General features: G+C 62.6%; 25 protein-coding genes. 17 read left to right on the top strand and 8 right to left on the bottom strand.

Annotated elements, in window-relative coordinates; genetic code table 11:
- Nucleotides 1-18: 18 nt before the first annotated feature.
- The 3 genes from V8P86_RS15815 to V8P86_RS15805 are packed head-to-tail and all read left to right on the top strand — an operon-like array spanning nucleotide 19 to nucleotide 2610.
- Nucleotides 19-1032 (top strand): class I SAM-dependent methyltransferase, encoded by a 1014-nt coding sequence (locus V8P86_RS15815; RefSeq protein WP_336328251.1) that lies wholly within the window; start codon nucleotides 19-21, stop codon nucleotides 1030-1032.
- Nucleotides 1033-1090: 58 nt separating this feature from the next.
- Complete coding sequence (locus tag V8P86_RS15810; protein WP_336328250.1) at nucleotides 1091-1954, top strand: GAF domain-containing protein; 864 nt, start codon at nucleotides 1091-1093, stop codon at nucleotides 1952-1954.
- A complete protein-coding gene (locus V8P86_RS15805; RefSeq protein ID WP_336328249.1) occupies nucleotides 1951-2610 on the top strand; it encodes a DUF7504 family protein in 660 nt (219 codons plus the stop codon). The genes V8P86_RS15810 and V8P86_RS15805 overlap by 4 nt, the downstream gene beginning before the upstream one ends.
- Nucleotides 2611-3186: 576 nt before the next feature.
- On the opposite strand, the gene mfnA is transcribed toward V8P86_RS15805, so the two are convergent.
- Complete coding sequence (gene mfnA, locus V8P86_RS15800; protein WP_336328248.1) at nucleotides 3187-4245, bottom strand: tyrosine decarboxylase MfnA; 1059 nt, start codon at nucleotides 4243-4245, stop codon at nucleotides 3187-3189.
- A 138-nt stretch (nucleotides 4246-4383) separates the two neighbouring features.
- Nucleotides 4384-5040: a lactate utilization protein gene (locus V8P86_RS15795; RefSeq protein WP_336328247.1), complete on the bottom strand. Its 657-nt coding sequence runs from the start codon at nucleotides 5038-5040 to the stop codon at nucleotides 4384-4386.
- 187 nt (nucleotides 5041-5227) lie between these two features.
- Here V8P86_RS15795 and V8P86_RS15790 point away from each other — a divergent pair, with 187 nt between their 5' ends.
- Nucleotides 5228-6178, top strand: a complete 951-nt coding sequence (locus V8P86_RS15790) for a D-2-hydroxyacid dehydrogenase (protein ID WP_336328246.1) — start codon at nucleotides 5228-5230, stop codon at nucleotides 6176-6178.
- Here V8P86_RS15790 and V8P86_RS15785 read toward each other — a convergent pair.
- Nucleotides 6175-9216 (bottom strand): FAD-binding and (Fe-S)-binding domain-containing protein, encoded by a 3042-nt coding sequence (locus V8P86_RS15785; protein ID WP_336328245.1) that lies wholly within the window; start codon nucleotides 9214-9216, stop codon nucleotides 6175-6177. The two genes, V8P86_RS15790 and V8P86_RS15785, sit on opposite strands and share 4 nt — an antisense overlap.
- A gap of 185 nt (nucleotides 9217-9401) precedes the next feature.
- On the opposite strand from V8P86_RS15785, the gene trpD reads away from it, so the two are divergent.
- From trpD to trpG, 4 genes are read left to right on the top strand one after another with little or no spacing between them, the layout of a single operon-like run.
- A complete protein-coding gene (gene trpD / locus V8P86_RS15780; protein ID WP_336328328.1) occupies nucleotides 9402-10403 on the top strand; it encodes an anthranilate phosphoribosyltransferase in 1002 nt (333 codons plus the stop codon).
- Nucleotides 10400-11059 (top strand): phosphoribosylanthranilate isomerase, encoded by a 660-nt coding sequence (locus tag V8P86_RS15775; protein WP_336328244.1) that lies wholly within the window; start codon nucleotides 10400-10402, stop codon nucleotides 11057-11059. Before trpD ends, V8P86_RS15775 begins: the two co-directional genes overlap by 4 nt.
- A complete protein-coding gene (trpE, locus tag V8P86_RS15770; RefSeq protein WP_336328243.1) occupies nucleotides 11056-12636 on the top strand; it encodes an anthranilate synthase component I in 1581 nt (526 codons plus the stop codon). Before V8P86_RS15775 ends, trpE begins: the two co-directional genes overlap by 4 nt.
- On the top strand, nucleotides 12633-13256 hold the full coding sequence (trpG, locus tag V8P86_RS15765) for an anthranilate synthase component II (RefSeq protein ID WP_336328242.1): 624 nt from the start codon (nucleotides 12633-12635) through the stop codon (nucleotides 13254-13256). The genes trpE and trpG overlap by 4 nt, the downstream gene beginning before the upstream one ends.
- An 8-nt stretch (nucleotides 13257-13264) precedes the next feature.
- Here trpG and V8P86_RS15760 read toward each other — a convergent pair whose 3' ends face one another.
- On the bottom strand, nucleotides 13265-14092 hold the full coding sequence (locus V8P86_RS15760; protein WP_336328241.1) for an SDR family oxidoreductase: 828 nt from the start codon (nucleotides 14090-14092) through the stop codon (nucleotides 13265-13267).
- An 84-nt stretch (nucleotides 14093-14176) separates the two neighbouring features.
- Here V8P86_RS15760 and V8P86_RS15755 point away from each other — a divergent pair, with 84 nt between their 5' ends.
- The 6 genes from V8P86_RS15755 (at nucleotide 14177) to queC (ending at nucleotide 18294) form a co-directional block, all read left to right on the top strand.
- Nucleotides 14177-14842, top strand: a complete 666-nt coding sequence (locus V8P86_RS15755) for a helix-turn-helix domain-containing protein (RefSeq protein WP_336328240.1) — start codon at nucleotides 14177-14179, stop codon at nucleotides 14840-14842.
- A gap of 141 nt (nucleotides 14843-14983) precedes the next feature.
- Nucleotides 14984-15430 (top strand): metal-dependent hydrolase, encoded by a 447-nt coding sequence (locus tag V8P86_RS15750; protein WP_336328239.1) that lies wholly within the window; start codon nucleotides 14984-14986, stop codon nucleotides 15428-15430.
- 66 nt (nucleotides 15431-15496) lie between these two features.
- A complete protein-coding gene (locus tag V8P86_RS15745) occupies nucleotides 15497-16309 on the top strand; it encodes a phosphorylase family protein (RefSeq protein ID WP_336328238.1) in 813 nt (270 codons plus the stop codon).
- Between the two features lie 59 nt (nucleotides 16310-16368).
- A complete protein-coding gene (locus tag V8P86_RS15740; protein WP_336328237.1) occupies nucleotides 16369-16833 on the top strand; it encodes a 6-pyruvoyl trahydropterin synthase family protein in 465 nt (154 codons plus the stop codon).
- A complete protein-coding gene (locus V8P86_RS15735) occupies nucleotides 16817-17590 on the top strand; it encodes a 7-carboxy-7-deazaguanine synthase QueE (RefSeq protein ID WP_336328236.1) in 774 nt (257 codons plus the stop codon). The genes V8P86_RS15740 and V8P86_RS15735 overlap by 17 nt, the downstream gene beginning before the upstream one ends.
- A gap of 5 nt (nucleotides 17591-17595) precedes the next feature.
- Complete coding sequence (gene queC / locus V8P86_RS15730) at nucleotides 17596-18294, top strand: 7-cyano-7-deazaguanine synthase QueC (protein WP_336328235.1); 699 nt, start codon at nucleotides 17596-17598, stop codon at nucleotides 18292-18294.
- A gap of 43 nt (nucleotides 18295-18337) precedes the next feature.
- Here queC and V8P86_RS15725 read toward each other — a convergent pair whose 3' ends face one another.
- Together V8P86_RS15725 and V8P86_RS15720 are read right to left on the bottom strand one after the other, a co-directional pair.
- Complete coding sequence (locus tag V8P86_RS15725; RefSeq protein ID WP_336328234.1) at nucleotides 18338-18634, bottom strand: DUF8060 family membrane protein; 297 nt, start codon at nucleotides 18632-18634, stop codon at nucleotides 18338-18340.
- The gene (locus V8P86_RS15720; RefSeq protein ID WP_336328233.1) at nucleotides 18631-19668 is read right to left on the bottom strand and encodes a DUF7490 domain-containing protein; all 1038 of its coding nucleotides are present in this window, start codon (nucleotides 19666-19668) and stop codon (nucleotides 18631-18633) included. The genes V8P86_RS15725 and V8P86_RS15720 overlap by 4 nt, the downstream gene beginning before the upstream one ends.
- 165 nt (nucleotides 19669-19833) lie before the next feature.
- Between V8P86_RS15720 and V8P86_RS15715 the strand changes: the two genes are divergently transcribed.
- Together V8P86_RS15715 and V8P86_RS15710 are read left to right on the top strand one after the other, a co-directional pair.
- On the top strand, nucleotides 19834-20769 hold the full coding sequence (locus V8P86_RS15715; RefSeq protein WP_336328232.1) for an HFX_2341 family transcriptional regulator: 936 nt from the start codon (nucleotides 19834-19836) through the stop codon (nucleotides 20767-20769).
- 166 nt (nucleotides 20770-20935) lie between these two features.
- Nucleotides 20936-23602: a valine--tRNA ligase gene (locus V8P86_RS15710; RefSeq protein WP_336328231.1), complete on the top strand. Its 2667-nt coding sequence runs from the start codon at nucleotides 20936-20938 to the stop codon at nucleotides 23600-23602.
- Here the strand turns inward: V8P86_RS15710 and V8P86_RS15705 are convergent, their stop codons facing one another.
- Nucleotides 23603-23881: an acylphosphatase gene (locus tag V8P86_RS15705; protein WP_336328230.1), complete on the bottom strand. Its 279-nt coding sequence runs from the start codon at nucleotides 23879-23881 to the stop codon at nucleotides 23603-23605. It abuts the gene before it with no gap.
- A gap of 60 nt (nucleotides 23882-23941) precedes the next feature.
- Nucleotides 23942-24832, bottom strand: coding sequence for a DNA-3-methyladenine glycosylase family protein (locus tag V8P86_RS15700; protein WP_336328229.1), 891 nt, complete (start codon nucleotides 24830-24832; stop codon nucleotides 23942-23944).
- Between the two features lie 131 nt (nucleotides 24833-24963).
- On the opposite strand from V8P86_RS15700, the gene V8P86_RS15695 reads away from it, so the two are divergent.
- Nucleotides 24964-25458, top strand: a complete 495-nt coding sequence (locus tag V8P86_RS15695) for a DUF555 domain-containing protein (RefSeq protein WP_336328228.1) — start codon at nucleotides 24964-24966, stop codon at nucleotides 25456-25458.
- Nucleotides 25459-25565 lie beyond the last annotated feature (107 nt).

Here is a 25565-nt window from a genome sequence, read left to right as displayed (position 1 = left end):
CCCGAGAATCGCCAAGCAATGGGAGAGTTAGCGGCAGTCGTCGAAAAGCCACGCGCCGAGGCGGCTATCGGCGCGCTCCGTGTCGAGGGCATCTACGACGATTCTCGGAGTGTCTACGAGTGCGGATCGGAGACGGTAGCGATTCCGGTGACCGCACCACCGGAAGAGACGCCGGTCCGGGAGGTCATCGAGGAAGCGGGTGAACCGCGCCTGCAGACGCTTTCGGATCACCTCCGGGACGTGGGTTGGACCGACGAGGAACTCGAAGCCGCGCCCGGATCGTGGGCTGTCATCGGAACGGTCGTGCTGGTCGATGTCGGCGACTGTCCACGCCCGGAGGAAGTCGGCGAGGCGCTGCTGGCGATGCACGGCAGCGCGGATACGGTGCTGGCTCGCAACGGGATCTCCGGCCAGCACCGCGAACCGGATGTCGAGGTGATCGCTGGCGCGGGCGATACCGAGACGGTTCATCAGGAACACGGGACGACCTACGCCGTGGATCTCGCCGAAGTGATGTTCTCTCCGGGCAACAAGGCCGAACGAGCGCGGATGGGCGATGTCGTCAGTCCGGACGAACGGGTGCTCGACATGTTCGCGGGCATCGGCTACTTCGCGCTGCCGATGGCCCGGTCGGGCGCGCACGTGACTGCGATCGAACACAGTCCGACGACCTTCGCCTATCTCGTCGAGAACGTCGTCAGAAATGGTGTCCAGGAGTCCGTCGAGACCTATCGGGCAGACTGCCGTGACGTGATCGCCGAGGGCGGCGAGGAGTTCAGTTTCGACCGGATCGTGATGGGCTATTACGACGCCTACGAGTATCTCGACAGCGCGTTAGCGGCGCTCGGACCGAGCGGAACCGTTCACATGCACGAGGCGACGCCGGAAGAACTCGTTCCGGATCGACCGGAACGGCGTCTCCGCGAGGCCGTCGAGCGGGCGGGAAGAACCGTCGAGCGCATCGAGACGCGGACAGTCAAAGGCTACAGCGAGGGTGTCTCCCATGTTGTCGTCGATGCCGAAATCGAGTAAATCCGGCAGAGCACCGAATCTGGTCAACTATATCCGTCAGGAATGCATGGACAGCGGTATGGAGACGTTACGGGTGCTCGTTGTGGACAACGACGAGGCGACGCGGTCGGAGACAGCCGAATTCATTTCTGAGGCGTTCGACGGGGACGTACGAACGGCCGACTCTGTCTCGGCCGCGACTGAGTTGATCGAACGCGAGCCACCGACAGTACTCGTCACGGGCTACGAGTTCGACGACGGCAACGGCCTCGAACTGGTCGCGCTCGCACGCGAGCACAATCCGGGTTGTGGCTGTATTCTCTACACCCGCTCGGAGAGTGTCGACACCGACTCCTTCGAGGACGTGATCGTCGATTTCGTCCCGAAGGAAGCACCGGAAGCGACGGAGACGCTCCGGGCGTTGATCCAACAGACGGGAATCGAGCAGACGCAGGCGGCACATCCGGTCCCCGAGACCGAGCAGGACCGCCTCGACACCGCGGAGACGTTCGCAGAGCGAACTGATACGGAGCCGTTCGAGCGAGTCACCCGACTCGCGGCCGACCACTTCGGTCTCGACTCCGCCGCAATCGTGGTCGTCTACCGCGACGAGGTGGGAGTGCTGACCGCAGTCGGGCCGAACCGAACCCCGAAACTCCGAGAGCAATCGCTCGCGACACACGCGCTTACGGCCGACCAGCAGGTACTCGGCGTCGAAGATACCCGAACCGATCCCCGCTTTGCCGATATCAACGCCATCCACGAGAACGGCATCGTCTCGTATCTCGGCGCGACGATCCACCACCCCAACGGGGAGGCAGTGGGAGTGCTCTCTGTGTACGGGACCGAGCCGCGAACGTTCGATGCCGCAGACAGGACGTATCTCGGCCGACTCGCCACGCTCGCCGGTGATCTCCTCGCTGCCGGAGGTGCTGACGCATGACTACGGCGTTTCGCTTCCCTGAGCTGCCACTCGAACCGATCCGCTCCGGCTCTTCGGTCCTGGTGACCGGACCGGGCCGGGCGGCCTCGAAACTGGCTCGGCGGCTCACGCTGGAACTCGATCCGGAACAGGACGAAGGAGCGGTCCTCGTCTCGACGAGTACCAGCGGCCGGTCGCTGGCGGCCGATACCGTGGCGGCCTATCCCGATCTGGAGATGAGCCGGGTCGGTATCGTCGACGCGACGGGACGAGCAGATATCGAATCCGAAACTGCCGCTCGGATGGAAGCCGTCTCCAGCACGGGCGATCTCACGGGCATGAGTATCGACTTCTCGATTCTATCGAGTGCCCTCAACGAGGACGGGATCACCCGCCTCCGCTCCTGTTTCGACTCGCTGTCGCTTCTGTTGCTCTACACAGAACTGCGGACGGTCATCCGGTTTACCCATACCCTCGGGGGCCGGATCAGGGCGACTGATGGCTTCGGTTCGTTCGTTCTCGATCCGACGATGCACAGCCCACAGGTCGAGTACACCCTCAAATCGATCTGTGACGGCGCAATCGAGATCCGTGGAACGGAGGACGGCTACGAGATCCGAACCGAAGGGCTGCCCGACCAGCCCGCAGGCTGGCAGCCAGTCGATCTCACAGTCTAATACCAGTCCAGATCAGCCACGAACGAACGAAGCATCGACCGCGTGACGTGGGGCATACGAGACCACCTTTTTCATCCTCGGGTCGGTTCGCTCGCGTGGCGGCGGAGCTGCCACGGAATGCGGTTGCGGACGATACCCGCAACCCGCTCACCGACCACTCGTCGAAAAATCTGGGCTAAAAAGGCCGGACGCTCACTGCTCACGGCTTCGCCGTTCGCTATCGAGGCCTCACTTCGCTCGGCCTCACAGTTCGCGTCCGAAGAACCGGCGGCAAAGCCGCCGGATGCTAGTACCAGTCAAGATCAGCCACGAACGAACGAAGCATCGACCGCGTGACGTGGGGCATACGAGACCACCTTTTTCATCCTCGGGTCGGTTCGCTCGCGTGGCGGCGGAGCTGCCACGGAATGCGGTTGCGGACGATACCCGCAACCCGCTCACCGACCACTCGTCGAAAAATCTGGGCTAAAAAGGCCGGACGCTCACTGCTCACGGCTTCGCCGTTCGCTATCGAGGCCTCACTTCGCTCGGCCTCACAGTTCGCGTCCGAAGAACCGGCGGCAAAGCCGCCGGATGCTAGTACCAGTCAAGATCAGCCACGAACGAACGAAGCATCGACCGCGTGACGTGGGGCATACAGACGATGCGCATCTCGCCCGCACCGGTTTTGGAGACTCGCCAGCCGCGCTCGCGGAGTTCGTCAGTCATCGGTACCGAGAGATCCGCCGTCACCAGCGGCAATTCCGGGCCGAAGACTTCGTGGCCGCGGTCGGCGAGTGCCTCGGCTAGCCACTCGGCGTTGTCCATCGCCCGCTCGTACTGCTCGCGGTAGCCGACCGGCCACAGCGCCTCCATCGCTGCGACTGCGCTGGCGACGCCCGCGCCGCTGCGAGTGCCGGTCAGCGTGATCTGGGAGGTCGATTCGAGATACGGCGTGTTGATGGCCAGATCGTCGAACAGTTCCTGCGACCGGGCGAGCAACCCCCCGGCGGGGACCGCCGCCTGCCCGCCCTTGTGTGGATCGATGGTCAGCGTATCGATGGCCGCATCCTCGAAGTTCCAGTCGTAATCGGCGTACGGGAGATAGAAGCCGCCCCACGCAGCGTCGACGTGACAGACTGCACCGGCGTCTTCGGCCAGTTCTGCAATTTCGGGAATCGGGTCGACGACGCCGTACTCTGTCGACCCGGCGACGCCGATAACGCCGACAGTATCGTCGTCGATGAGTTCGTTCATCGCCTCCAGGTCGGCGCGGTGGTCAGTCGTCGGTGCAGTCCGGAGTTCGACGCCGAGCAGTTCGGCGGCTTTCCGGAAACTGAAGTGCACGCTCTCGGGTGCGACGACGTTTGGCGAGGAGCTATCGCCGTGGTTGCGAGCGATCCGTACCGCCTGAATGTTCGCCTCTGTCCCCCCGCTGGTGATGTATCCCGACGGATCCGAGAGTCCGGCAATCTCTCCGAGCATCCCCACGGCCTGCTCTTCGAGTTCTGCGACTGTCTGGTACGTCCCCGGGTCGCCGGGGTTGGTCGCCAGAAACCGCTCGGCCGCCGCTCTGGCCTTGGGATGGGGTTCGGTACACATCGAGGTGAGAACCCGCTCGAAATTCTGCGGTTCGGCCCGCTGTACCGTCTGCATGTCTGTGGTACAAGAGGCCTACTGCCTTAGTGGTTTTGCGTTCACTATGTCCTCATACCACACACCATCAGAATAATGCAGATTAGGGTCAATTGACTAGCAAAAAATAAGATACCCACGCGGGTCGAATCCAATCAGTTAGTAGCCGAACTGATCGCGGATGAGCACGACGGTCGTCCGGTCGTCTTCGAGTTCCTGTCGGAAGATGAGCTGTTTAGCGATTTCGGAGTCGACGCCGTAGGCCTCCTTGGCGCGCTCGTTTTCCAGTGGGTAGGCAACAGACTCCAGTCGGTCGAGTGCGTCCGACAGCGTCGGGACAATCTTGTTGATACCGCTGACGATAACGACGTTGCTCGCGGCGAAGGGATAGGCACCGATTCGGCTACCCGAGCGGTCCGCGGCGACGAGTTCGCCGGTCTGTGCGATGGCGTTGATGCCACCGAGGAAGTAATCCGCGGTCTGGGCCTCGCGGCGGGCGGCCATTCGTTCGGCGTCGTCGTCGATACTCCAGATCTCGCCGGAAAGATTCTCCCAGTCGTGGTCTCCTTCGCTCAGATGCTCGTCGAAGCCAATCTCTTCGAGTGTCGTCGAGTGACCGTTCATCACGGACGCGCCACCGGGGATCAGCGACTCGATCTCACCGAATGCTTCCTCGGCGGAGTCGACGACGATCACGTTGAACCCGTTCGCCTCCAGATTCTCGGCGGCTTCGTCGAGTTCCTCATCGGATGGCAGTTCGTCGAGCGATTCGTCGATTTCTGTCTCGTCAGCGTAGTCTACTTTCTGTTGGGACATAGAAATTGTTGACAGAATACTCTAGCTGGAGACGGCCAATAAGTGCTCGCGGACACCGGTGTCAGGAGGTTATATCGGTGTTACCGCCGAGGATAGAATCGGCAGCGTGTTCCGACACCGGAGAGTTTAGACCACGCCCGGGGAGTGGCTGCATCACTGATTTAGGGATTCTCCGCGTGGGTCAGATATGGACAACCCCGAAATTCTCGTCACTCGGCAGAAGATCCACGGAACGAACGGATCGGTCTACGGCGCATCACTCCGCGAGCGACTGCCCGACTGCGAGATCACAGTTGCAGCGACGCCGGCCGAGGAACGCGAGCGACTGCAGACAGCGGATATCGTGACGGGGCTAGAACTGACCGAATCACAGCTAGAGCAGGCCGGCAACCTCGACCTGTTTGCCTGTGTCTACGCCGGCACGGGTCATCTGGACCTCGACGCCTTCGAGGAGCGGGAGATTGCCGTCACGAACGCTTCGGGCGTGCACACGACGAACATCGCCGAGTATGTCGTCGGCGCGATGATCTCGATGGCCCAGCAATTCCCGCTGGCGTACGAGCAGACCGAACGCCGGGAGTGGCGGAGTTACTCGACGCGAGAACTGCACGGCTCGACGGCCGCCGTCGTCGGGCTGGGTGCCATCGGTCGGGGAATCGTCGACAGACTCGACGCCTTCGGGATGGAGACCGTCGGTGTGCGCTACTCCCCCGAAAAAGGCGGGCCCGCCGACGAAGTGCTCGGTTTCGAGCAGATCCACGAGGCTGTCGCCGGTGCGGAGTACGTCGTGCTGGCCTGTCCGCTGACCGACGCGACTCGGGGACTGATCGACGAGGAAGTCTTGCTGACGATGCCCGCCGAGACGGTGCTGGTCAACATCGCCCGCGGGCCAGTCGTCGACACCGACGCCCTGCTCACTGCGCTCCAGAAGAACCGACTTGGCGGAGCCTTCTTGGACGTGACCGACCCCGAACCCCTGCCGGAGGATCACCCCCTGTGGGGGATGGGCAACGTCATCATCACGCCGCACAACGCCGGCGATACGCCGGAGTACTTCGCGCGCTGTGCGGACATCCTCGCAGAAAACATCGAGCGTCTGCGCGACGGGGAGTCGGAGTTGAAAAATCAGGTCGTCTAGACCGTATCGACTGCTTCGGCGACTTTCTCGATGGGGTGTGGCGGCGTCGATTTGCCGGCGCGGTCGCCGAGCTGTGAGCGACAGGATGCGCCGGGCGCGGTCACCGTCTCGCCGCTGCTGTCCTCGACCTGATCGAAGAGGATCTGACCGATAGACTTCGAGAGGTCGTAGTGCTCTTCCTCGTAGCCGAAGGAGCCAGCCATGCCACAGCACGAGGAGTCGAGCGGATCGACCGCGTAGCCGGCCCGCCGGAGCACGCCGACAGCGTGGTGATCCTTGTTCGTCGCTTTCTGGTTGCAGTGGCCGTGGTAGGTCAGTTCCTCTGTCGGCGCGTCGAACTCGATTGCCTCGTCCAGTCGCGTGTTGTCGAGATATTCGAGCACGCCGTAGGCGGCCGCAGAGACTTTCTGCACGTCGGTCCCCTCTAGCAGATCCAGATACTCGTCCTGGAACATTACCGCGTCAGAGGGTTCGACGAAGACGACCGACCAGCCGTCGTCGACGCGAGCCGCGAGTTTGTCGACGTTCTCCCTGGCGCGGGCTTTGGCCGTGTCAAGATAGCCCATCGAGAAGGCAGCACGCCCGGACGACGCCAGATCACTCGGCACGTCGACGTGGATGTTGGCGGCTTCGAGCACCTCGACGGCGGCCTTGCCGGGTTCGAGATAGCTGTAGTTGGTGAACGTATCGGGGAACAGGAGCACCTTGCCGTCGGCCTGTGCCTCGGGGATGGCCGCGCCGCCGCGAGCCTCGAACCACTCCTCGAAGCTCTGGCGTTTGAACGTCGGTAGCTCGCGGTCCCGAGCGATTCCGAGCGTCTTCTCCATGACGATGCGCGCGCCGGGGAGTTTGGGCGCGATGTTCGAGAGAGGCGCGAGTTTGCTGCCAAGCGCCGCGGCCTGGTCGATGTTGCCGAACAGTTTCGAGCGAATGCTCGATCCCTCTTCCTGGTGGTGTTCGTGTTTCACCTCGGCTTTCAGTTTCGCCAGGTCGACGCCGGTCGGGCAGTCGCTCTTGCAGCCCTTACAGCCGACACAGAGGTCGAGCACCTCTTTCTGGAAGCGCTCGGAGTGGATCTCGTCCTCGTCGAGTTCGCCGCTGATCGCCGCCCGGAGCATGTTCGCCCGGCCGCGGGTGGCCTGAATTTCCTCGCCGGAGGCACGGTAGGTCGGACACATCACGTCGGAGTCGGTCTGTCGGCAGGTCCCACAGCCGTTACAGAGTTCGACCAGATGGGAGAAGCCGCCCTCGTCCTCGAAGTCGAGTTCGGTCGTCGGTTCGAGCGACTGGTAGGCCGCGCCATAGCGCAGGTTCTCGCGGTTGTCCGCGCCGACGCCGCGCTCGTTGTCCGGCCCAATGTCGTCGGGGCCTTCGCGGTAGACGACGTTGCCGGGGTGCATCTGCCAGTCGGGATCGAAGGCCGTCTTCAGTTCCTTGAATGCCTCCCAGAGATCCTCGCCGTACATCTTCGGCGTGAACTCGGTTCGGGCCATCCCGTCGCCGTGCTCGCCGGAGAAGGCACCGTGATGTTCGAGCACCAGATCGGTCACGTCGTCGGTGATCGAGTGCATCTTCTGGATGTCGTCGTCCGTCTTGAGGTTGAGAATCGGCCGGATGTGCAGCGTCCCGGAGCCAGCGTGTGCGAAGTAGGCGGCGGACGTGTCGTGGTCGGTCAGGATGTCCTCGAACCGCTGGACGTACTCGGCGAGTTCTTCCGGCGGGACGGTCGCGTCCTCGATGAAGGGGTACGGTTTCGGATCGCCCTGTAGACTCATCAGCAGCGGAATCGCCGCTTTGCGGAGTTTCCAGAGGTCGTCCTGGTCGGCCTCGGTGTAGGCCTCGATCACGTCGAAGGCGTCGCCCTCCTCGACAAAGTGGGCGTTCGTGTCGCCGATTGCAGACTCGAAGGCCTCCCGCTGGGTTCCGTCCTCGGCGGAGATGAGTTCGCTGTCCCATTCGAGCATGAGCGCGGCCGCACACTCTTCCGGGATCGGTTCGACGTACTCCGAGTAGCCCTCGGACTCGGCGGCCAGCCTGAACACTTCGTCGTCCATCAACTCGACAGCACTGACCGGATATTCGAGGGCCTCGGGAACGGCCTTCAGCGCGTCGATCAGATCGTCGAAGCAGTACAGCGCGAGCGCCGTCTCGTCGGGTTTGCTGACCAGCGACACCGTCGCCTCGACGATGACGCCGAGCGTGCCTTCCGCACCCACGAAGAGTTTCGAGAGGTTGATCACCTCCTCGCCCTCGTCGTTCTCGTAGATGACCTTGTGGAGGTTGTATCCAGAGACGGAGCGCTTGAGGTTGGGATATTTGTCGTCGATTTCGTCTTGGTTGTCTTCGACGAGCGAGCGAACCGTCTCGTAGATGTTCGCTTCCAGATCGTCTTTGCCGACGATGTCCTCGTACTCCTCGGAGTCGAGGACGACCTCGCGGGTGTGGATCAGATCGCCGTTCGCGAGGATGACTTTCAGTTCCTCGGTGTAGGCGTCGGTGATGCCATAGCGGACCGAGTGCGCTCCCGTGGAGTTGTTCCCGATGCCGCCGACGACCGTCGCGCGGTTCGAAGAGGCGGGGTCGGGGGCGAACTTCAGCCCGTGTTCGGCGAGTTCGTTGTCGAGGTGATCCTGCACCTTCCCTGGCTGGACGGTGGCCCGCTGGGCGTCGGGGTCGATATCGACGGTGTCGTCCATGTACTTCGTGAAATCCAACACGACACAGCCCGGGCCGACCGTCTGGCCGCCGAGCGACGAGCCAGTTCCCCGCGGCAGGATGGGGACGTTGTACTGGTTGGCAACTTCGATTGTCGCGCGCACGTCATCGACGGATCGCGGGAGAACGACCCCCGCGGGCCGAGCCTGATAGATGCTCCCGTCCGTCGCATACAGGATTTGTGTGTATTCGTCGAACTGGACGTCTCCCTTGACGCGGTCCCGGAGCGTCGTCGCGAAGCCGCGATACTCGGGGACATCCGGTCGCTCGGTATCGAGCGCTGTCACTGACGGGTTCCATCCACCCGGATCACTACGTGCCATAAAGTCATCTGCTACGCTCGATAGCAAAAACACTATCGCCCACCTATTCGGGCGGTACAAATCCAGACTGCTAATCTCCGGACGAACGGTCGATCCGGCTGTTACGATCGATGCGACACGCTTAAGTCAGTGTACGGATTTGTTCATTACATACCGGAAACGTTCATTGGTGAAATCTCATGACAATGGAATCTTATATCGAGCGCGTGACAGAGGGCGAAGATCTGACACAGGAGGAGGCACGGGAGGCCTCGACGCTGATCTTCGAGGAAGCGACAGAGGCACAGATCGGTGCGCTACTGACTGCGCTGCGGGCCAAAGGCGAGACTGAATCGGAGATTGCGGGCTTCGCGGAGGGGATGCGCGACGCCGCCCGAACAATCGACCCCGACCGCGACATTCTCGTGGATACGTGCGGTACGGGCGGCGACGACTACGACACGATCAACGTCTCGACGACCAGTGCCATCGTCGCCGCTGGCGTCGGGGTCCCAATCGCCAAACACGGCAACTACTCGGTCTCCTCGTCGTCGGGCAGCGCGGACGTACTGGAGGAAGCGGGCGTGACAGTCGACGCCGAACCCCCCGCGGTGCAGGAGGCCATCGAGGACAAGGGCATCGGCTTCATGCTCGCGCCCGTCTTCCACCCAGCGATGAAGGCGGTCATCGGCCCGCGGAAGGAACTCGGCATGCGGACGATTTTCAACGTGCTCGGCCCGCTGACCAACCCCGCCGGCGCTGACGGACAGGTCGTCGGTGTCTACGATCCCGAACTCGTCCCAGTGATCGCCGAAGCGCTGGCGAAGATGGATGTCGACCGCGCGCTCGTAGTTCACGGCTCCGGTCTAGACGAAATCGCCGTTCACGGCGAGACGACCGTCGCGGAGGTCAACGGCGACGAGATCGAGGAGTACACGCTGACGCCTGGCAACCTCGGGCTGAAGCGGTACGACATCGAGGAGATCGCAGGCGGTCAACCCGAAGAGAACGCCGAGGATATGCGCGGCATCATCGAGGGCGATATCGACGGGGCGAAGCGTGACATCATCCTTGCAAACGCCGGTGCGGCGATCTACATCGCCGGCGAGACCGACACCATCGCCGAGGGTGTCGAGCGAGCGCGACACGGGATCGACTCCGGTGAAGCCGCGGCCAAACTCGAAGAACTCCGCGGCGTCAGCGCATGAGTACGACACGGGTGAAGATCTGCGGGCTGACGAGTGAGGCGGACCGTGATACCGTCGTCCACGCTGGGGCGGACGCAGTCGGGTTCATCAGCGACGTGCCCGTCGACACACCCCGAGAAATCTCCGCGGCGACGGCCGAACGACTGGTCGCTGGCGTCCCACCGTTCGTGACGAGCGTGCTCGTAACGATGCCGGACAGCGTCCAGGACGCGGTCGATCTCCAGAGCGATGTCGGGGCAGACGCGGTCCAGATCCACGGTACGCTCTCGCCAGAGAAGGTCGGCGGCCTTCGGGCCAGACTCGACGTGCCAGTCGTCGCAGCGATCGATCTCTCCGCAGATATCGAAGCCTACGCCGACGTCGCCGACGCCGTGCTCGTCGATTCGACCGACGAAGACGGCGGTGGCGGCACGGGCCAGACACACGACTGGGAACGCACGCGTGCGGCGCGAGACGAGATCGAGACGCCGCTGATCCTCGCCGGTGGGCTCACCGCCGAGAACGTCGAAGCAGCAATCGAGACAGTCGACCCCTTTGCTGTCGATACGGCGAGTGGCGTCGAGCGGACGGGTGGCGAGAAGGACAACGAGGCCGTGAAGGAGTTCGTCGAGCGGGCGACAGCAGCGACAACACAGAACGGAGAGAACCACGCATGAATTTCGAGACAGATCGCGAAACCTTCGCCGAACTGGCCGAGCAAGACCAGCCGGCAGTCGTGCGCATCGCCGGCACCGTCGAGACCGACATCGATCCGCTGGCAGCCTACGCGGCCCTGACCGGCCGGACGAGCGACGCCGACGGATCGGCCTACGCCTTCCTGCTCGAAAGCGCCGAAAAGGTCGCCTCCAGCGACCCGGACGGTGCCTTCGCACCCACTCACGAGGACCGCCACGCACGATTTTCTTTCGTGGGATACGATCCTGCCGCGGTCGTAACCGTCGACCCCGACCGGACCGATGCCGACGTACTCGACGACCGCTACGAGGGCGTGATCGAACCCAATGGCGGGGACACCGTCGACAGTCTGCGCGCGGCGATGCCCGACGTTGCCCTGCAGAACTTCCCGGACCGCGACCGACAGCATCTCGACGGCGGCCTCGTCGGCTTTCTCGGTTACGACGCCGTCTACGACCTCTGGCTCTCGGACGTGGGTGTCGAGCGACCAGACTCGCGGTTCCCCGACGCACAGTTCGTCCTGACGACGAAGACGCTGGTCTTCGATCACGTCGAGGACACGCTTTCGCTCGTGTTCACGCCGATCATCCGCGACGGTGACGACCCGGAAGCGGTCTACGAGGACCTCGAAGCGGAGGCAGAGCGCGTCGAGAAAATCCTCTCCGGTGCGGCCGACCTCGACACGGGCGGCTTCCGGAAAGACCGCGAGCGAGCGGGCTCGAAAGAGGATTACGAGGAGGCCGTCGAACAGGCCAAAGAACACGTCTACAGCGGCGACATCTATCAGGGCGTTATTTCTCGAACGCGAGAGTTGTACGGAGAGGTCGACCCGCTCGGGTTCTACGACTCGTTACGGACGGTCAACCCGTCGCCGTACATGTATCTGCTCTCCTACGACGATCGGACTATCGTCGGCGCGAGTCCCGAGACACTCGTCTCCGTCGGTGACGAAACCATCGTCTCGAATCCCATCGCGGGCACCTGTCCACGCGGGAACTCACCGGTCGAGGACCGACGGCTGGCCGGCGAGATGCTCGCCGACGGCAAGGAGCGGGCCGAACACACGATGCTGGTCGACCTGGCGCGCAACGACGTGCGTCGGGTCGCAGAGGCTGGAAGCGTCCGCGTCCAGGAATTCATGAACGTCCTCAAATACTCGCACGTCCAGCACATCGAATCCACAGTGACGGGAACGCTCGACGACGAGCACGACGCCTTCGACGCAGTGCGGGCATCGTTCCCGGCCGGGACGCTCTCCGGCGCGCCGAAGATCCGGGCGATGGAAATCATCGACAACCTCGAACAGCAACCGCGAGGCCCCTACGGCGGCGGCGTCGGCTACGTCTCGTGGGGTGACGACGCGGATTTCGCCATCGTCATCAGATCAGCAGTCGTCGAAGACGAGGGGGACGAACAGCGGATCACCGTCCAGGCCGGGGCGGGAATCGTCGCCGACAGCGATCCGACCGCGGAGTACGAGGAGACCGAGAACAAGATGGATGGCGTCCTCGACGCGCTGGATCGGATCGAAATCGACGCCGAGGAGGTGACCCGATGAGTCAGCACTCGACGGCCGAGGCCGACTCCGAGGGCGACCAGATTCACGTCCTGTTCATCGACAACTTCGACTCGTTCACCTACAATCTCGTCGAGTACGTCAGCGAACACGCGGAGACGACGGTGCTCAGAAACACCGCCACGCTGTCGGAGGTTCGGGCTGTCGACCCGGATGCAATCGTCATCTCTCCCGGTCCGGGCCATCCCAAAAACGACCGCGACATCGGCGTCACGAACGAGGTCTTGCAGGAGATCAGCCCCAACGTGCCGACGCTGGGCGTCTGTCTCGGTCTCGAAGCCGCAGTGTACGCCTACGGCGGTGAGATCGGTCGGGCACCCGAACCGATCCACGGAAAGGCCTTCCCGATTGACCACGACGGCGAGGGCGTCTTCGTGGGCCTCGAACAGGGCTTCCAAGGCGGCCGGTACCACTCGTTGATCGCCAGCGAGGTTCCCGACTGCTTCGACGTGACGGCGACGACCGAGGTCGACGGCGAGCAGTTGGTCATGGGGATCCGTCACGAGGATTTCCCCCTCGAGTGCGTCCAGTTCCACCCTGAATCGGTACTGACCGCGGTCGGCCACGACCTCATTCGGAACTTCCTCGAAGGCGTCGAGTGAGCCTGGTGTTACCAGTCCATCGCTGTCTTCTTCGGTGACTTGGCCGTCTGCGAGCCGTATTGCTGTTCGAGCCACTGCTCCCAGGAGACGACCCCCACCGACCGGTCCGGACAGGTCGCGGAACCAGATCGGACTGCTCGCATCGTCGCTCCTGGAATCGGAATCCGGACAATCGGCCGCCAACGCCCGCGAACGTCGCGATACGTGCTAAGAAGGTCACCAAGTGTGTGGACCGTCGGGCCGCCGATAGGATCCACCCGCCCGCCGGGACCGGCCGTCGCCAGTTCGACGACTTCGTCGGCGGCCTCCTCGACAGCGATGGGTTGGAGTTGCAGTTCCGTCGGCAGCGGCCAGAGCGGGAGCCAGACCAGCGCCCCCAGGAGGTCGTCGAGAAAGGAGTGAAACTGTGTCGAGCGCAGGATTGTCGACGGAACCGAACTCTCTTCGACGGCGTCCTCTGCGGCGTGTTTGTACTCGTAATAGGAGTACGGAATCTCGTCGACGCCGACAATCGAGACGTACAGGAAGTGCTCGATACCAGCGGCATCAGCCGCATCGAGCAGTCGTTTCGTCCCGGATAGATCGACCGCCTCGCTGTCGCCGGTCGGTGCTGTCGCGGCGTGAATGATCGTGTCGACGCCGTCGACGGCTTCGCCGATACCAGTGCCGTCGGCGAGGTCGACTGCGACCCAGTCAGTCGAGTCGCTCGACCCGGTGGCTCTGTCCGCGGGCGGCGAGCGACTCGCTGCCCGAACGTCGTGATCCGCCGCGTGCAATCGCGGTTCGACCGCGTTTCCGAGGGTCCCGGTCGCACCGGTGAGCAGTGTCGTGACCATACACAGACTCACCCGACCAGCAACGAGTCGGCACTGCCGGATCTGTCCACGGTATTTATTACAGTCTGCCGACAGTCCTTGCGTATGAAACACGTCCGGCTGTCGATCACCGCAGGTGGGCGTGAAGACGAGATCCATCCAGTCTACGATATGCTCGTCAACGGATCGTTCGTTGAGTACGCGACGGCGATCAACGCGAATTTCACCGGAGACGAACTCGGCATCTTGCACTACGTCGAGGGGGACCCCGACCGCTTCGCGGCGAGACTGACGGAGATTTCCGTCATCCGGGAGTTCGATATCGAGCGTCTCGACGACGAGAGATTCTATCTCTACGTCTGGGACGAGACGACGCCGCCGATGAACGCGGTCTTCGATCAGTTTACCGACGATAGTCTCGTTGTCGCGCCGCCGATGATCTACACCGACGGGACCGTAACGGTATCGCTGTACGGCCAGAGTGAGCGCATTCAGGCGGCTATCGAGGTGTTGCCCGGATTCGTCAGCGTCACCGTCGAGGAGATTTCCGGCCTGCGAGGACTGCCGGGCACCGAACCGGCAATCCTCTCCGACCGCCAGCGCGAGGCCGTCGAGCGGGCGCTCGAACTGGGTTATTACGAGATTCCCCGCGAAGCGAGCCACGAGGACGTTGCGACAGCGCTCGACTGTGCCCCCTCGACAGCGGCCGAACATCTCAGAAAGGCCGAATCGAAACTACTGAAGTCGCTGTTCGGTAGACAGATGGGCTGAGAGTTGACAGGGAATCTCACCGCCGTGGCCGCCACAGGTCGGTCTGGCGAGACTATCGGATGAATCGGAACAGACAACGAGGCCAGCGAAGGACGAACCGTTTCACGCACTTTGATACCGAGTGACTGCGAAGGAGTCGCTGTGCTCTCGTATCCGCCCGGAACCTTCATTCCGCTCGCAATCGCCACCCACGGGCTGGTCGGCCTCGTCCTCGGGAGCGTACTGTTCGACCGACCGTTGGCGGGGCTGGCCGCCGGTCTCGCGCCCGACGCCGACTTCCTCCTCCCGGCGGCACTTGGCTGGCCGTTCGTCCACCGCGGCATTACCCACGCTGCCGTCGCGCTACTCGCCGCCATCGCGCTCGCTGCCGTCTTCAGTGAGCGCCGAACGCTCGGTGCGCTCGCTGCCGCCTACGGCTCACATCTGCTGATCGATATCACGACGCCGAAGGGAATTCCCTTGCTCTACCCGCTGCTCGACGAACGGCTGTACCTCGATATCGGTATCGGCGGACACGCTCCCGAAACGACGCTGACGCTCTGGGTGCTCTGTCTCGGTGCGATCGGCTATCGATATCGCGGGAGGTGATCGGTCGGCGGTCATCTCGTGACCGTCGCTGGTCAGGTTTTTGTCGAGGCCACTCGAAACGCGGCTGTGACTGTTGATCTTGCTGTACTGGTTTTCCCGGCGTTCGACGAGTTGGCCGGGCTTCCCGGCGAAGCCGCTCCGTGGACGGACGCCTACGAGTTCGCGGCGGAGGCTGATCTCCCCGGCCTGGCGACCCCGCTGCGATACACCGACGAGGGGCTGGGAATCGTTCCGACGGGCGTCGGCAAATCCAGCGCTGCAACGACGGCGACCGCACTGCTCGCGAACGACCGGATCGATCTCACCGATGCGGTGATTCTCTCTGTCGGCGTGGCGGGTGCACCACCGACGGTCCCGGTCGGGTCGGTCGTCGTCAGCGACCAGATCGTCGACTGGGACGACAAGTGCCGATTCGGCGGCGAGCTAGCCATGAACCCCTACACCGAGAGTCAGGGCCAGTACGACCTCGATTCCGACCTCGTGGAGAGAATCGAGTCGCTCGGCAAATCGGTCGATCTGGACTCGCCTGTGGACGGGGCACCCGAACCACGACTGCTGACGGGGACGAATCTCTGCGGCGACGAACTCTGGCACGGGGCGGAGGTAGCCGAACAGGCAGAGTGGCTGGTCGACCAGTACGACGCCAGCCCCTACCGCGTGACAGAGATGGAAGACGCCGGAACGGCCGCCGCGCTGGAGCGGTTCGCTCGCCTCGATTCGTACTGTGCGATCCGCGGCGTCTCGAATCACGACCGCCCGACCGGAACGCAGTCGGCCCGAGAGAGTTTCTTCGACGACGAGTTCGAGGACGGGTTCGGAGTCGCAGTCGAAAATGCCGTCGCAGTCGCCCGAACCGTCGTCGACAACCATCTCGAATGAATCGGGACCGCCGAGTCGGAAAAAAGGACGTTTAACTCTGCGCGGGATATTCTTCGACCATGACCCGAGGATTATCGAGCGAATCGCGCCCGCTGGCCGAGGCTGGCGAGCGGACCCTCCGAATCGGCGAAGACAGACCGATCCGGATCAGTACCGGCCACCGTATCATGCACCACGACGGCGCGTGCTCGCGCCCGCACGGCCACAACTTCGAGATTACCGTCGAAGTGACCGGCACGCTCACCGACGAGGGCTGGGTCGTCGACAAGGGCGACGTGACCGACGTGATCGACGAGTGGGATCACCGATTCATCGTCGAGTCGGGTGATCCGCTGATCGAGGCCTTCCAGCAGTCCGGCGACGAAGACGGACTGGTCGTCATCGATCAGCCGCCGACCTCCGAGGTGCTCTCGGTGCTGCTCGAACGGGAACTCGAAGACCGCCTGCCCGACAACGTGAGTGCGGTCTCCGCGACAGTCAGAGAGACCAACGAGCTCTGTGCCACCGATGCCAGTCGCCAGTGACGCGGCCGACCTCGGAAGTGAGTCGCCGCCCGACGAGCCAGCGCTCCCGATCAACGAACTGTTCGTCTCGCTGCAGGGCGAGGGCAAACTGGCAGGCGTTCCCTCCGTCTTCGTTCGGACCTCGGGCTGTAACCTCCGCTGTTGGTTCTGTGATTCCTATCATACCTCCTGGGAACCGACCGGCGGGTGGCTCACGATCGACGACATCCTCGCTGAAATCGACTCCTTCGACGCCGAGCACGTCGTCCTGACCGGCGGTGAGCCGATGATCCACGACGAGACCGTCGAGCTACTGGACGAACTCGGAGATCGGGGCTATCACACGACCGTCGAAACCAACGGAACGATCTACCACGACGCGCCGATCGATCTGGTGAGTATCAGTCCGAAACTGGCGAGTTCGACGCCGACGGCCGATCTCGACCCGAAAGGCGAGGGCGAGTGGGCCGACCGCCACGAAGATCGACGAATCGACCTCGACACGCTCGCGACGCTGGTCGAGGAGTACGACCACCAACTGAAATTCGTCGTTACCGGGCGTGAAGACATGAGTGAAATCGAGTCGCTGGTTGATCGGCTTCGCGAACGGGCAGCGATGGAAATCAGCGATACTGACGTGTTGTTGATGCCGGAGGGGACGACGCGGGAGGAACTCGCCGAGACACGAACGGCCGTCGCGGAACTCGCAGGGGAGTACGGCTATCGCTACACACCGAGACTCCACGTTGACCTCTGGAACGACGAACCAGGAACCTGACAACGATGACAGAGACAGAAAACGCGGTAGTGCTCGTATCGGGCGGAATGGACAGCGCAACGGCCGTCTACGAGGCGATGGATCGCGGCTACGAGCCGTATTTTCTGCACGCCTCCTACGGCCAGGAGACCGAGGACCGCGAGCGATCCTGTGCCGAACGGCTTGCCGAGGAAGTCGACGCGGCGGATTTCCTCCACATCGAAACCGATCACCTCGCAAGAATCGGCGCGTCGAGTCTGACCGACGACGAGATGGACGTTGCAGACGCCGATCTGGACAGCGACGAGATTCCGACCTCCTACGTCCCGTTCAGAAACGCCAACCTGCTCTCGATGGCCGTCTCCTACGCGGAGGCCAACGATTGCTCGGCGGTGTTCATCGGCGCGCACTCGGAGGATTTCTCGGGCTATCCGGACTGCCGTCCCGAATTCTTCGAGGCCTTCCAGCAGGTGATCGATGTCGGAACCAAACCCGAGACCGACATCGACCTCGTCGCGCCCTTCGTCGAGAACTCGAAGACGGATATCGCCGAGCGCGGCCTGGAACTCGGTGTCCCCTACGAACACACCTGGAGTTGTTACCGCGAGGAGGAGCCAGCCTGCGGGACATGCGACGCCTGCGCGTTCCGGTTGCAGGCCTTCCAGGCTCTCGACGAGACGGACCCCATCAAGTACGCCGAGCGGCCCTCCTACGTCGACGAATAGTCGAGGCGAGTAGTTCCGGACTGTACGCTGATCTCAGACTTCCTCAGTTATCGCTCGATTCGCCGAACGGAATATCGAATCGTCGAACCAGCACGGAGAGGCCGAGTACCGCGATCAGCGCGACGGCCGCGTTGGCCAACAGCCTGAAAATCGGTTTGAAGTCCTTGGTGACCCAGATATCGATGATCTCCATCACACTCAGATACACACGAATAGTGGCCAAGACGCCGAACAGACAGAGGAGGACGAACGTTCCCCAGTAGAAATACCGAATCATCTGCTCTCGCTGCGATTCGCCGTGCGCCTGTCCGCTGTGATCTGTCTCGTCTGAATCAGTCATTGTTTCCCTCCAGTGTGTCCGCGTGCCCGAAGTCCGAGTCCGACGACCGCGAGTATCACAACAGCGATGCCGAAGCCAGGGCCCGCACCGTCGCTGGCATCTGCATCGCCTTCACCGTCTTCGTCAGCCGATTCTCGCTCGTCGCGGTCCGGCTGGTCGTCTGAATCGAAGTCACCGACTTCGAGTTCGACATCTCGTTCGGTCTCGTTCGCCTGGACGCGTTCGGTCGGGTCGAGACTCGCCCCGGATCTGGCAGTATCTAAGACGACACCGTCTTCGAACAGAATCGCGTCCAGATAGTAGTTGTACCCGGACGGAACCGTGAGTTCGCTCCCGGGGCGGGCCGTCTGGCTCGACCCAATCGACGCCACGTCGATTTCCTGCTCCGATGCGACGATGCCGGAGTCGACCTGGCGAGCCTTCAAGACGAGAGTGAGGTCGTCGGTCGGTGCTTCGCCGCCGTTAGTCACGTACGTCTCCACGTCGAGGGTTGCGCTGTCGTCGCCGCTGTCGGTGATTTCGTAGTCGATTGCCGGGAAATCGTGGCGAGCGAAGCGGTGGAACTCGACCGGGCTGTCGGGATAGCCGGGTGTCAGCGCCTCAGTTCCTCGGACAGTCTTTGAGCCAGTGGTCGTTCGGACGCCGTTGCGATAGACGATCGCTTCGATCCGATAGCTCCCGCCGCGCTCGACCCGAAGCCGTCCGGCCGCCGATACCTCGCTGGTCTCGTCGACAGTACCCACGTCGATGGTCTCGCTCGTCTCGACCAACGCTGAATCCAACCCCACTGCGCGGAGTTCGACCGTCACGTTCTCCGAGATACCCTCCGTGTGTTCCAGTCGGACATCCGTCGCGAGAGTGAGTCGTTCACCGCCGACCTCGGCCGCCGAAATCGAGATCTCTTCCATTCGAACCTCGCCATCCGGCTGTGGCTCGGAGCGATCCGCGAGCGCACCCGGGAGCAGTACGGCTGCGAGCACAGTCGCGAGGACCACTCCGAGAACTGCGCCGCCGAATACCCACTCTCGTTTCATATCAGTATCCTTTCGACGGTTAATTAAATGCTTTGTGTGGACAATTTGGATTAAATCTGCGCGAAATAATACCGACGAGCGCGAGACAAAGATGAGCTGTCCGCCACCGGTCGTGCGGCTGCTGTCAAACTGGATTTATATACGCGGCCGGCCCCACGTACGAGTATGCAGACACACATCGTTCCGGTCGGCTTCGACTACGACCGGCTGATCGCGCCACTCGTGCGCGAACAGATGGACGTCGACCGAGTTATTCTACTGGAGGGCGACGTAGGCAGCGAAGCCAACGTCGAATACTCCCGTCAGATCGCCGAGAAACTCGAACAGGACTACATCAATCTCCTCGGCGCGGAGACCGAGCGGTTCGTCATCGAAGATGTCTACGACTACGACGAGGCCTTCGAGCAAGCCTTCGAGTTGATCAACCGCGAACTCGACAACGACGACGGCGACGGCGAAAGCGAGGTCTGGGTCAACATCTCCGCGATGCCCCGCACAGTTTCCTTTGCCTTCGCGACCGCCGCCCACTCCATCATGGTCGAACGCGAGGGTGACCGCGACCGTATCCACACCTACTACACGGTTCCCGAGAAGTACCTCGAAACCGAACTCGCCGAGGAACTGCGCGCCCAGATCGAACTGCTCGAAGACCTCCAATCGACAGACACGGACGACGAACAACTGGAAGAACGGCTCGAAAGCGCGAGACAGCTCCTCTCGGAGTTCGACGAGCGCGGGACGACCATCGGCGCGAAGGAAATCGACGGCAGCCATGTCGTCGAGCTGCCAGTGGCGTTGTTCTCGAACGTCGAACCCTTCGAGGAAGTAATTCTCTTTACCCTCGGCGAACACGGCGAGTTCGAGTCCGTCTCCGAGTTGGCCCAGCAACTCGCTCGGGAACTCGGCGAGGAGTACACCGATTCGTTCCGCTCGAAGGTCATCTACAACGTCGACCGCCTCGGCCCCGGCGGGAAAGGCTACATCGAACAGGAAGAACACGGCAAATCCTACCGGACGCGGCTGTCACGCATCGGCGAACTCTGGGTTCGGGCGCACTCCGGCGAGGAAGACGCCCACGCGCGGTTGGATCTGGAGTTCTGACTCGCGATCACAGAACCAAGTGATTAATACGGTCGCTTCGCCCATATACAACCATGACACGCCGAGTGGGTTCGGTACCCGTTCTCGTAGTAGGGGCCTTTTAGCCCCACCACATTCCACCACTCGGCGACGCACCGATTTTCGAGCAACCCCACGGGAGCCACATATGAGTGATACACAGGACCAACCGACCGAGGAACCGGACGCAGAACAACGGATCGACGGCGAATACGACCCCGAGACAGTCGAACCGACCTGGCAGGACCGCTGGGTCGACGAGGAGACCTACGCCTACGACGGCGACGCCGATACCCGCTACAGCATCGACACACCGCCGCCGACGGTCTCTGGCAACCTGCACATGGGCCATCTCTACCAGTTCACGCTGCAGGATTTCGTCGCTCGCTACCGCCGCATGAAGGAGGGAACTGTCTACTTCCCCTTCGGCTACGACGACAACGGCATCGCCTCCGAACGCCTGACCGAACGCGAACTCGGGATCAACCACAGCGACTACGAACGGCGGGAGTTCCAGGAGAAGTGCCGAGATGTCTGTCAGGATTACGAGGCCGAGTTCACCAACGACATTCAGTCGCTCGCAATTTCGGTCGACTGGGATAACACCTACAAGACAATCGAACCTCGCGTCCAGCGTATCTCTCAGCTATCCTTCCTCGATCTCTACGAGAAAGGCCGAGAATACCAGCAGCGCGCGCCGACTATCTGGTGTCCCGACTGCGAGACGGCTATCTCACAGGTCGAACAGGAAGACAAGGACAAACACACGAAATTCAACGACATCGCCTTCGATATCGTCGAAACTGGTGACGGCTCCGAGGGAGACACCTTCACTATCTCGACGACTCGACCCGAACTGCTCCCGGCCTGTGTCTCTGTGTTCGTCCATCCCGACGACGACGAGAATCAACATCTCGTCGGCGGGACCGCCCGCGTGCCGCTGTTCGGACAGGAGGTTCCAATCCTCGAAGACGACCGCGTCGACCTCGAAACCGGCAGCGGACTGGTGATGTGCTGTACGTTCGGTGACCGGACCGACATCGAGTGGTACCAGGCACACGACCTCGATTTGCGGATCGCCATCGACGAGTCCGGGACGATGACCGACGTGGCCGACGACTACGAGGGGCTGACGACGACCGACGCCCGCGAGCAGATTATCGAAGATCTCGACGAGGCGGGCTACCTGCTCGAATCCCGCGATCACGAACACACCGTGCAGGTCCACGAGCGCTGTGACGAGGAAGTCGAATATCTCGTCACCGAGCAGTGGTACGTGAAACTGCTCGACAAGAAAGAGGAGTATCTTGAAGCAGGCCGGGAGATGGACTGGTTCCCCGACAAGATGTTCACTCGCTACGAGCACTGGATCGAGGGCCTCGAATGGGACTGGTGTATCTCGCGCCAGCGCGATTCGGGGATCCCGTTCCCGGTCTGGTACTGCGACGACTGCGGCGAGACCATCTTCGCCGACCGCGACAACCTGCCGGTCGATCCGCTCTCGGACGACCCACCCGTCGACGCCTGTCCCGACTGTGGCGGCGACGAGTTCGTTCCCGAGGAGGATGTTTTCGACACGTGGGCGACATCCTCGCTGACGCCGCTGATCCACGCCGGCTGGGACTTCGAAGACGGCAAAGTCGGCTTCGAGAACCCGGAACTCTACCCCTCGAATCTCCGCCCGCAGGGCCACGACATCATCTCCTTCTGGCTGTTCCACACCGTCATCAAGTGCTACGAACACACCGGCGAGGTGCCCTTCGATCACGTGATGATCAACGGGATGGTGCTCGACGAGAACCGCGAGGCGATGTCCAAATCCAAGGGTAACGTCATCCAGCCGAGCGAAGTGCTGGAGAACTTCCCGGTCGACGCCGCCCGCTACTGGGCCGCGGGCACTTCCATCGGTGACGACTTCCCGTACCGCGAGGGCGACCTCGAAGCGGGCGAACGGCTGCTCCAGAAACTCTGGAACGCCTCGCGGCTGGTCGACCAACTCACGCCGCAGGCCGGCACCGTCGAAGCCGTTCCCGAGGACGAACTGGCCGAAATCGACCGCTGGCTGCTGGCGGAACTCGACGAGACGGTCGACCTCGTCACTCGACGGTTCGAGAACTACGAGTTCTCGAAAGCCCGGACGGAACTCCGGAATTTCTTCTGGTCGACGTTCTGTGACGATTATCTCGAAATCGCCAAACAGCGCCTCGACGACGGCCCGAACGCCTCGACGGAGTTCGCGCTGGTCCACGCCCACCGAACCTTCCTCAAACTGTTCGCGCCGTTTCTCCCACACATCACCGAGGAACTGTGGCGTCGCATTTACGACGAGGACGACTCGGTGCACACCGCCGAGTGGCCGACTGCAGGCGGCTACGAGGCCGACCTGACGGCCGGCGAGACGGCGATGGAGGCCATCTCGGCGCTCCGTGGCTACAAAAGCGAGAACGGCCTCGCGCTGAACGCCACCCTCTCGCGGGTGAAGATCTTCGGTCACGTGGGCGAGTTCGCCGGCCCGGTCGCCGAAGCGATGCACGTCGGGGAGATTGAAGCGACCGAAGACGAACCGGAGATCACGACCGAGATCAGCGGGATCGATCTAGATTACTCGCTGGTCGGGCCGGAGTTCGGCAACGAAGTCGGCGCGATAGACGACGCTATCGAGGCAGGCGAGTACGAAATCGACGGCGACACCCTGCTGGTCGGCGGCGAGTACGAACTCCCAGAGGAGATGTTCGAGATCGAACGCCGACGGATCTACTCAGGCGAGGGTGAGATGGTCGAAACCGACAGTGCCGTCGTGATCGTGCAGGAGTAACTACCACCGCACGCTGAAGCCGCCTTCTCCTTGCGGGTCTTCGTAGGTGACCTCGACATCGTCGACCCGAGCGGCATCGCTGCCCTCGTGACAGAACTCGACGAGCTGTGCGACCGCGTCCTCCGAGCCCTCGAAGACGGCCTCGACGCGGCCGTCGCCGAGATTGCGAACCCAGCCGTCGACGCCGACTTCGCGGGCGCGGTCCCGCGTCGTCGCTCGGAAGTACACGCCCTGTACCTTCCCCGAGACGTAGACGTGTGCGCGTGTTCGGTCTGTCATCAATAGAGTGTGTCGAGCGGCCGCAACAAAATTGTTTGCCGCGCGTCTGACCGGGGGTCGCTACTCGTCGCCGCCGTTGCGGAGGTAGTGGAAGAGATAGGTCTGGGTGTAGCCGGCGTACTCCCCGCCCAACTGCTCGCGAATTGCCCGCGAGGTATCGGTGTAGTTGCCCTGCTCACAGCCGGGATAGTACTCCTCGATTGCGGTTCGGATCCAGGTATCCAGCGGGACGGCTTCGAGATAGCCCAGCGAGAACAGGAGGACACAATCAGCAACTTTGTCGCCGACCCCGACGTAGCGGGTCAGCAGTTCGCGGGCCTCCTCGTAGGGCAGTCCATCTGCCTCGTGGGGATCCGCGCCGTCGGCGACCATCTCCGCGGTGCGCTTTACGTAGGGAGCACGATAGCCAAGCGAGAGGTCCCGGAGTTCCTGTTCGGTCGCCGCGGCGAGTTGCTCCGGCGTCGGATAGGCGTGGTAGGTCTCGCCCTCGAACTCGATGGGCGTGCCGAAAGCCGCTCGCAGTGACTGCTGCATCCCGTGAATCCGGGAGACCCGCATCTGTGCCGAGCAGATGAACGAGATTACCCCCCCAAAGGCCGGTTCGCGGACGATCCGCATCCCCCAGTATTCGTCGTAAGCCGCCTGGATTACGTCGTCGGTCGCCGTCAACTCACGAATCCCAGCGAGGTCGTCGTCGAGTCCGAGCCGTCGTCGCAAGACTGGCTCGGCGTCGACCGTGCCACGGTAGTCGAGCCCGCCGTCGCGCTGACGGACCTTGATGACCCCGGGTTCGCCGGTTGCGCGAGTCGTGGTCAGATACCAGTTGTCCCCGCCGTAGGTGCTGTCGTAGTCAGCGCCGTCGGCGCGCCACCAGAGGTAGGTCTGTCCGCTCTCGAGCGTCGACTGCAGATCGAAGGGAGTTCCATCCAGATCGATCCGGCCTCGTTCCATCACCCAAACTCAGGGAAGCAGGCCGCTTTTGCCTTTCGAGTCGAACCGACGTAGCCGCCCGTTGCGGGCGTGCTGATGGACTCACAGTGACAGGGCTAACCTTGATAGTGGTTGCAAACCAACAATCATATATGAACTGCAGAGTTGTCGTCGAAGCAGCCGTCCCAGTCTACGATGTCGAATCGCCTGACGAGGCGGTCAGGATCGCCATCTCGAAGACAGGCGAGATGTTGAATCCAGACCTCAACTACGTCGAGATCAACATGGGCGACCGGAGTTGCCCCCACTGCGGCGAGGAACTCGAACCGGCCTTCATCGCTGCCGACGAGAGTCTGGTCGCGCTGGAACTGGAGATGACGGTGTTCAACGTCGAACGCGAAGAACACGCTGCCCGGATCGCCCGCAAAGAAATCGGCCAACGGCTGGAGAGCATCCCACTCGACGTGCTGGAAATTGAAGTCCTCGAAGACGACGACGATGAGGACGAAACCAGCGATTCCGAGGAGGAGGAGGAGGAGGAGGAGGAGACAGCCGACTCGTCAGCGGACAGCGAAGAAACCGCGGTCGAACGTGCCGAGCGCGACGACGAAGTGCTTCCCGAGTTCGAGGAACTCATCGACGAATAACTCTGCTTCGAGCGATAGTCCGGGGGGAAACGCAGTTTGTCCGGCGATCCAGAAGCGACCCGCAAAGAGAGATGAGACTGGATAGTCAGCGCTGAGACGACAGACGA

Origin of the sequence: Halovenus anhuiensis, assembly GCF_037080055.1 — an archaeon.
Classification (GTDB): Archaea; Halobacteriota; Halobacteria; order Halobacteriales; family Haloarculaceae; genus Halovenus.
The sequence above is the reverse complement of the archived record's forward strand: the minus strand, read 5'-3'. Positions and strand labels throughout refer to the sequence as shown.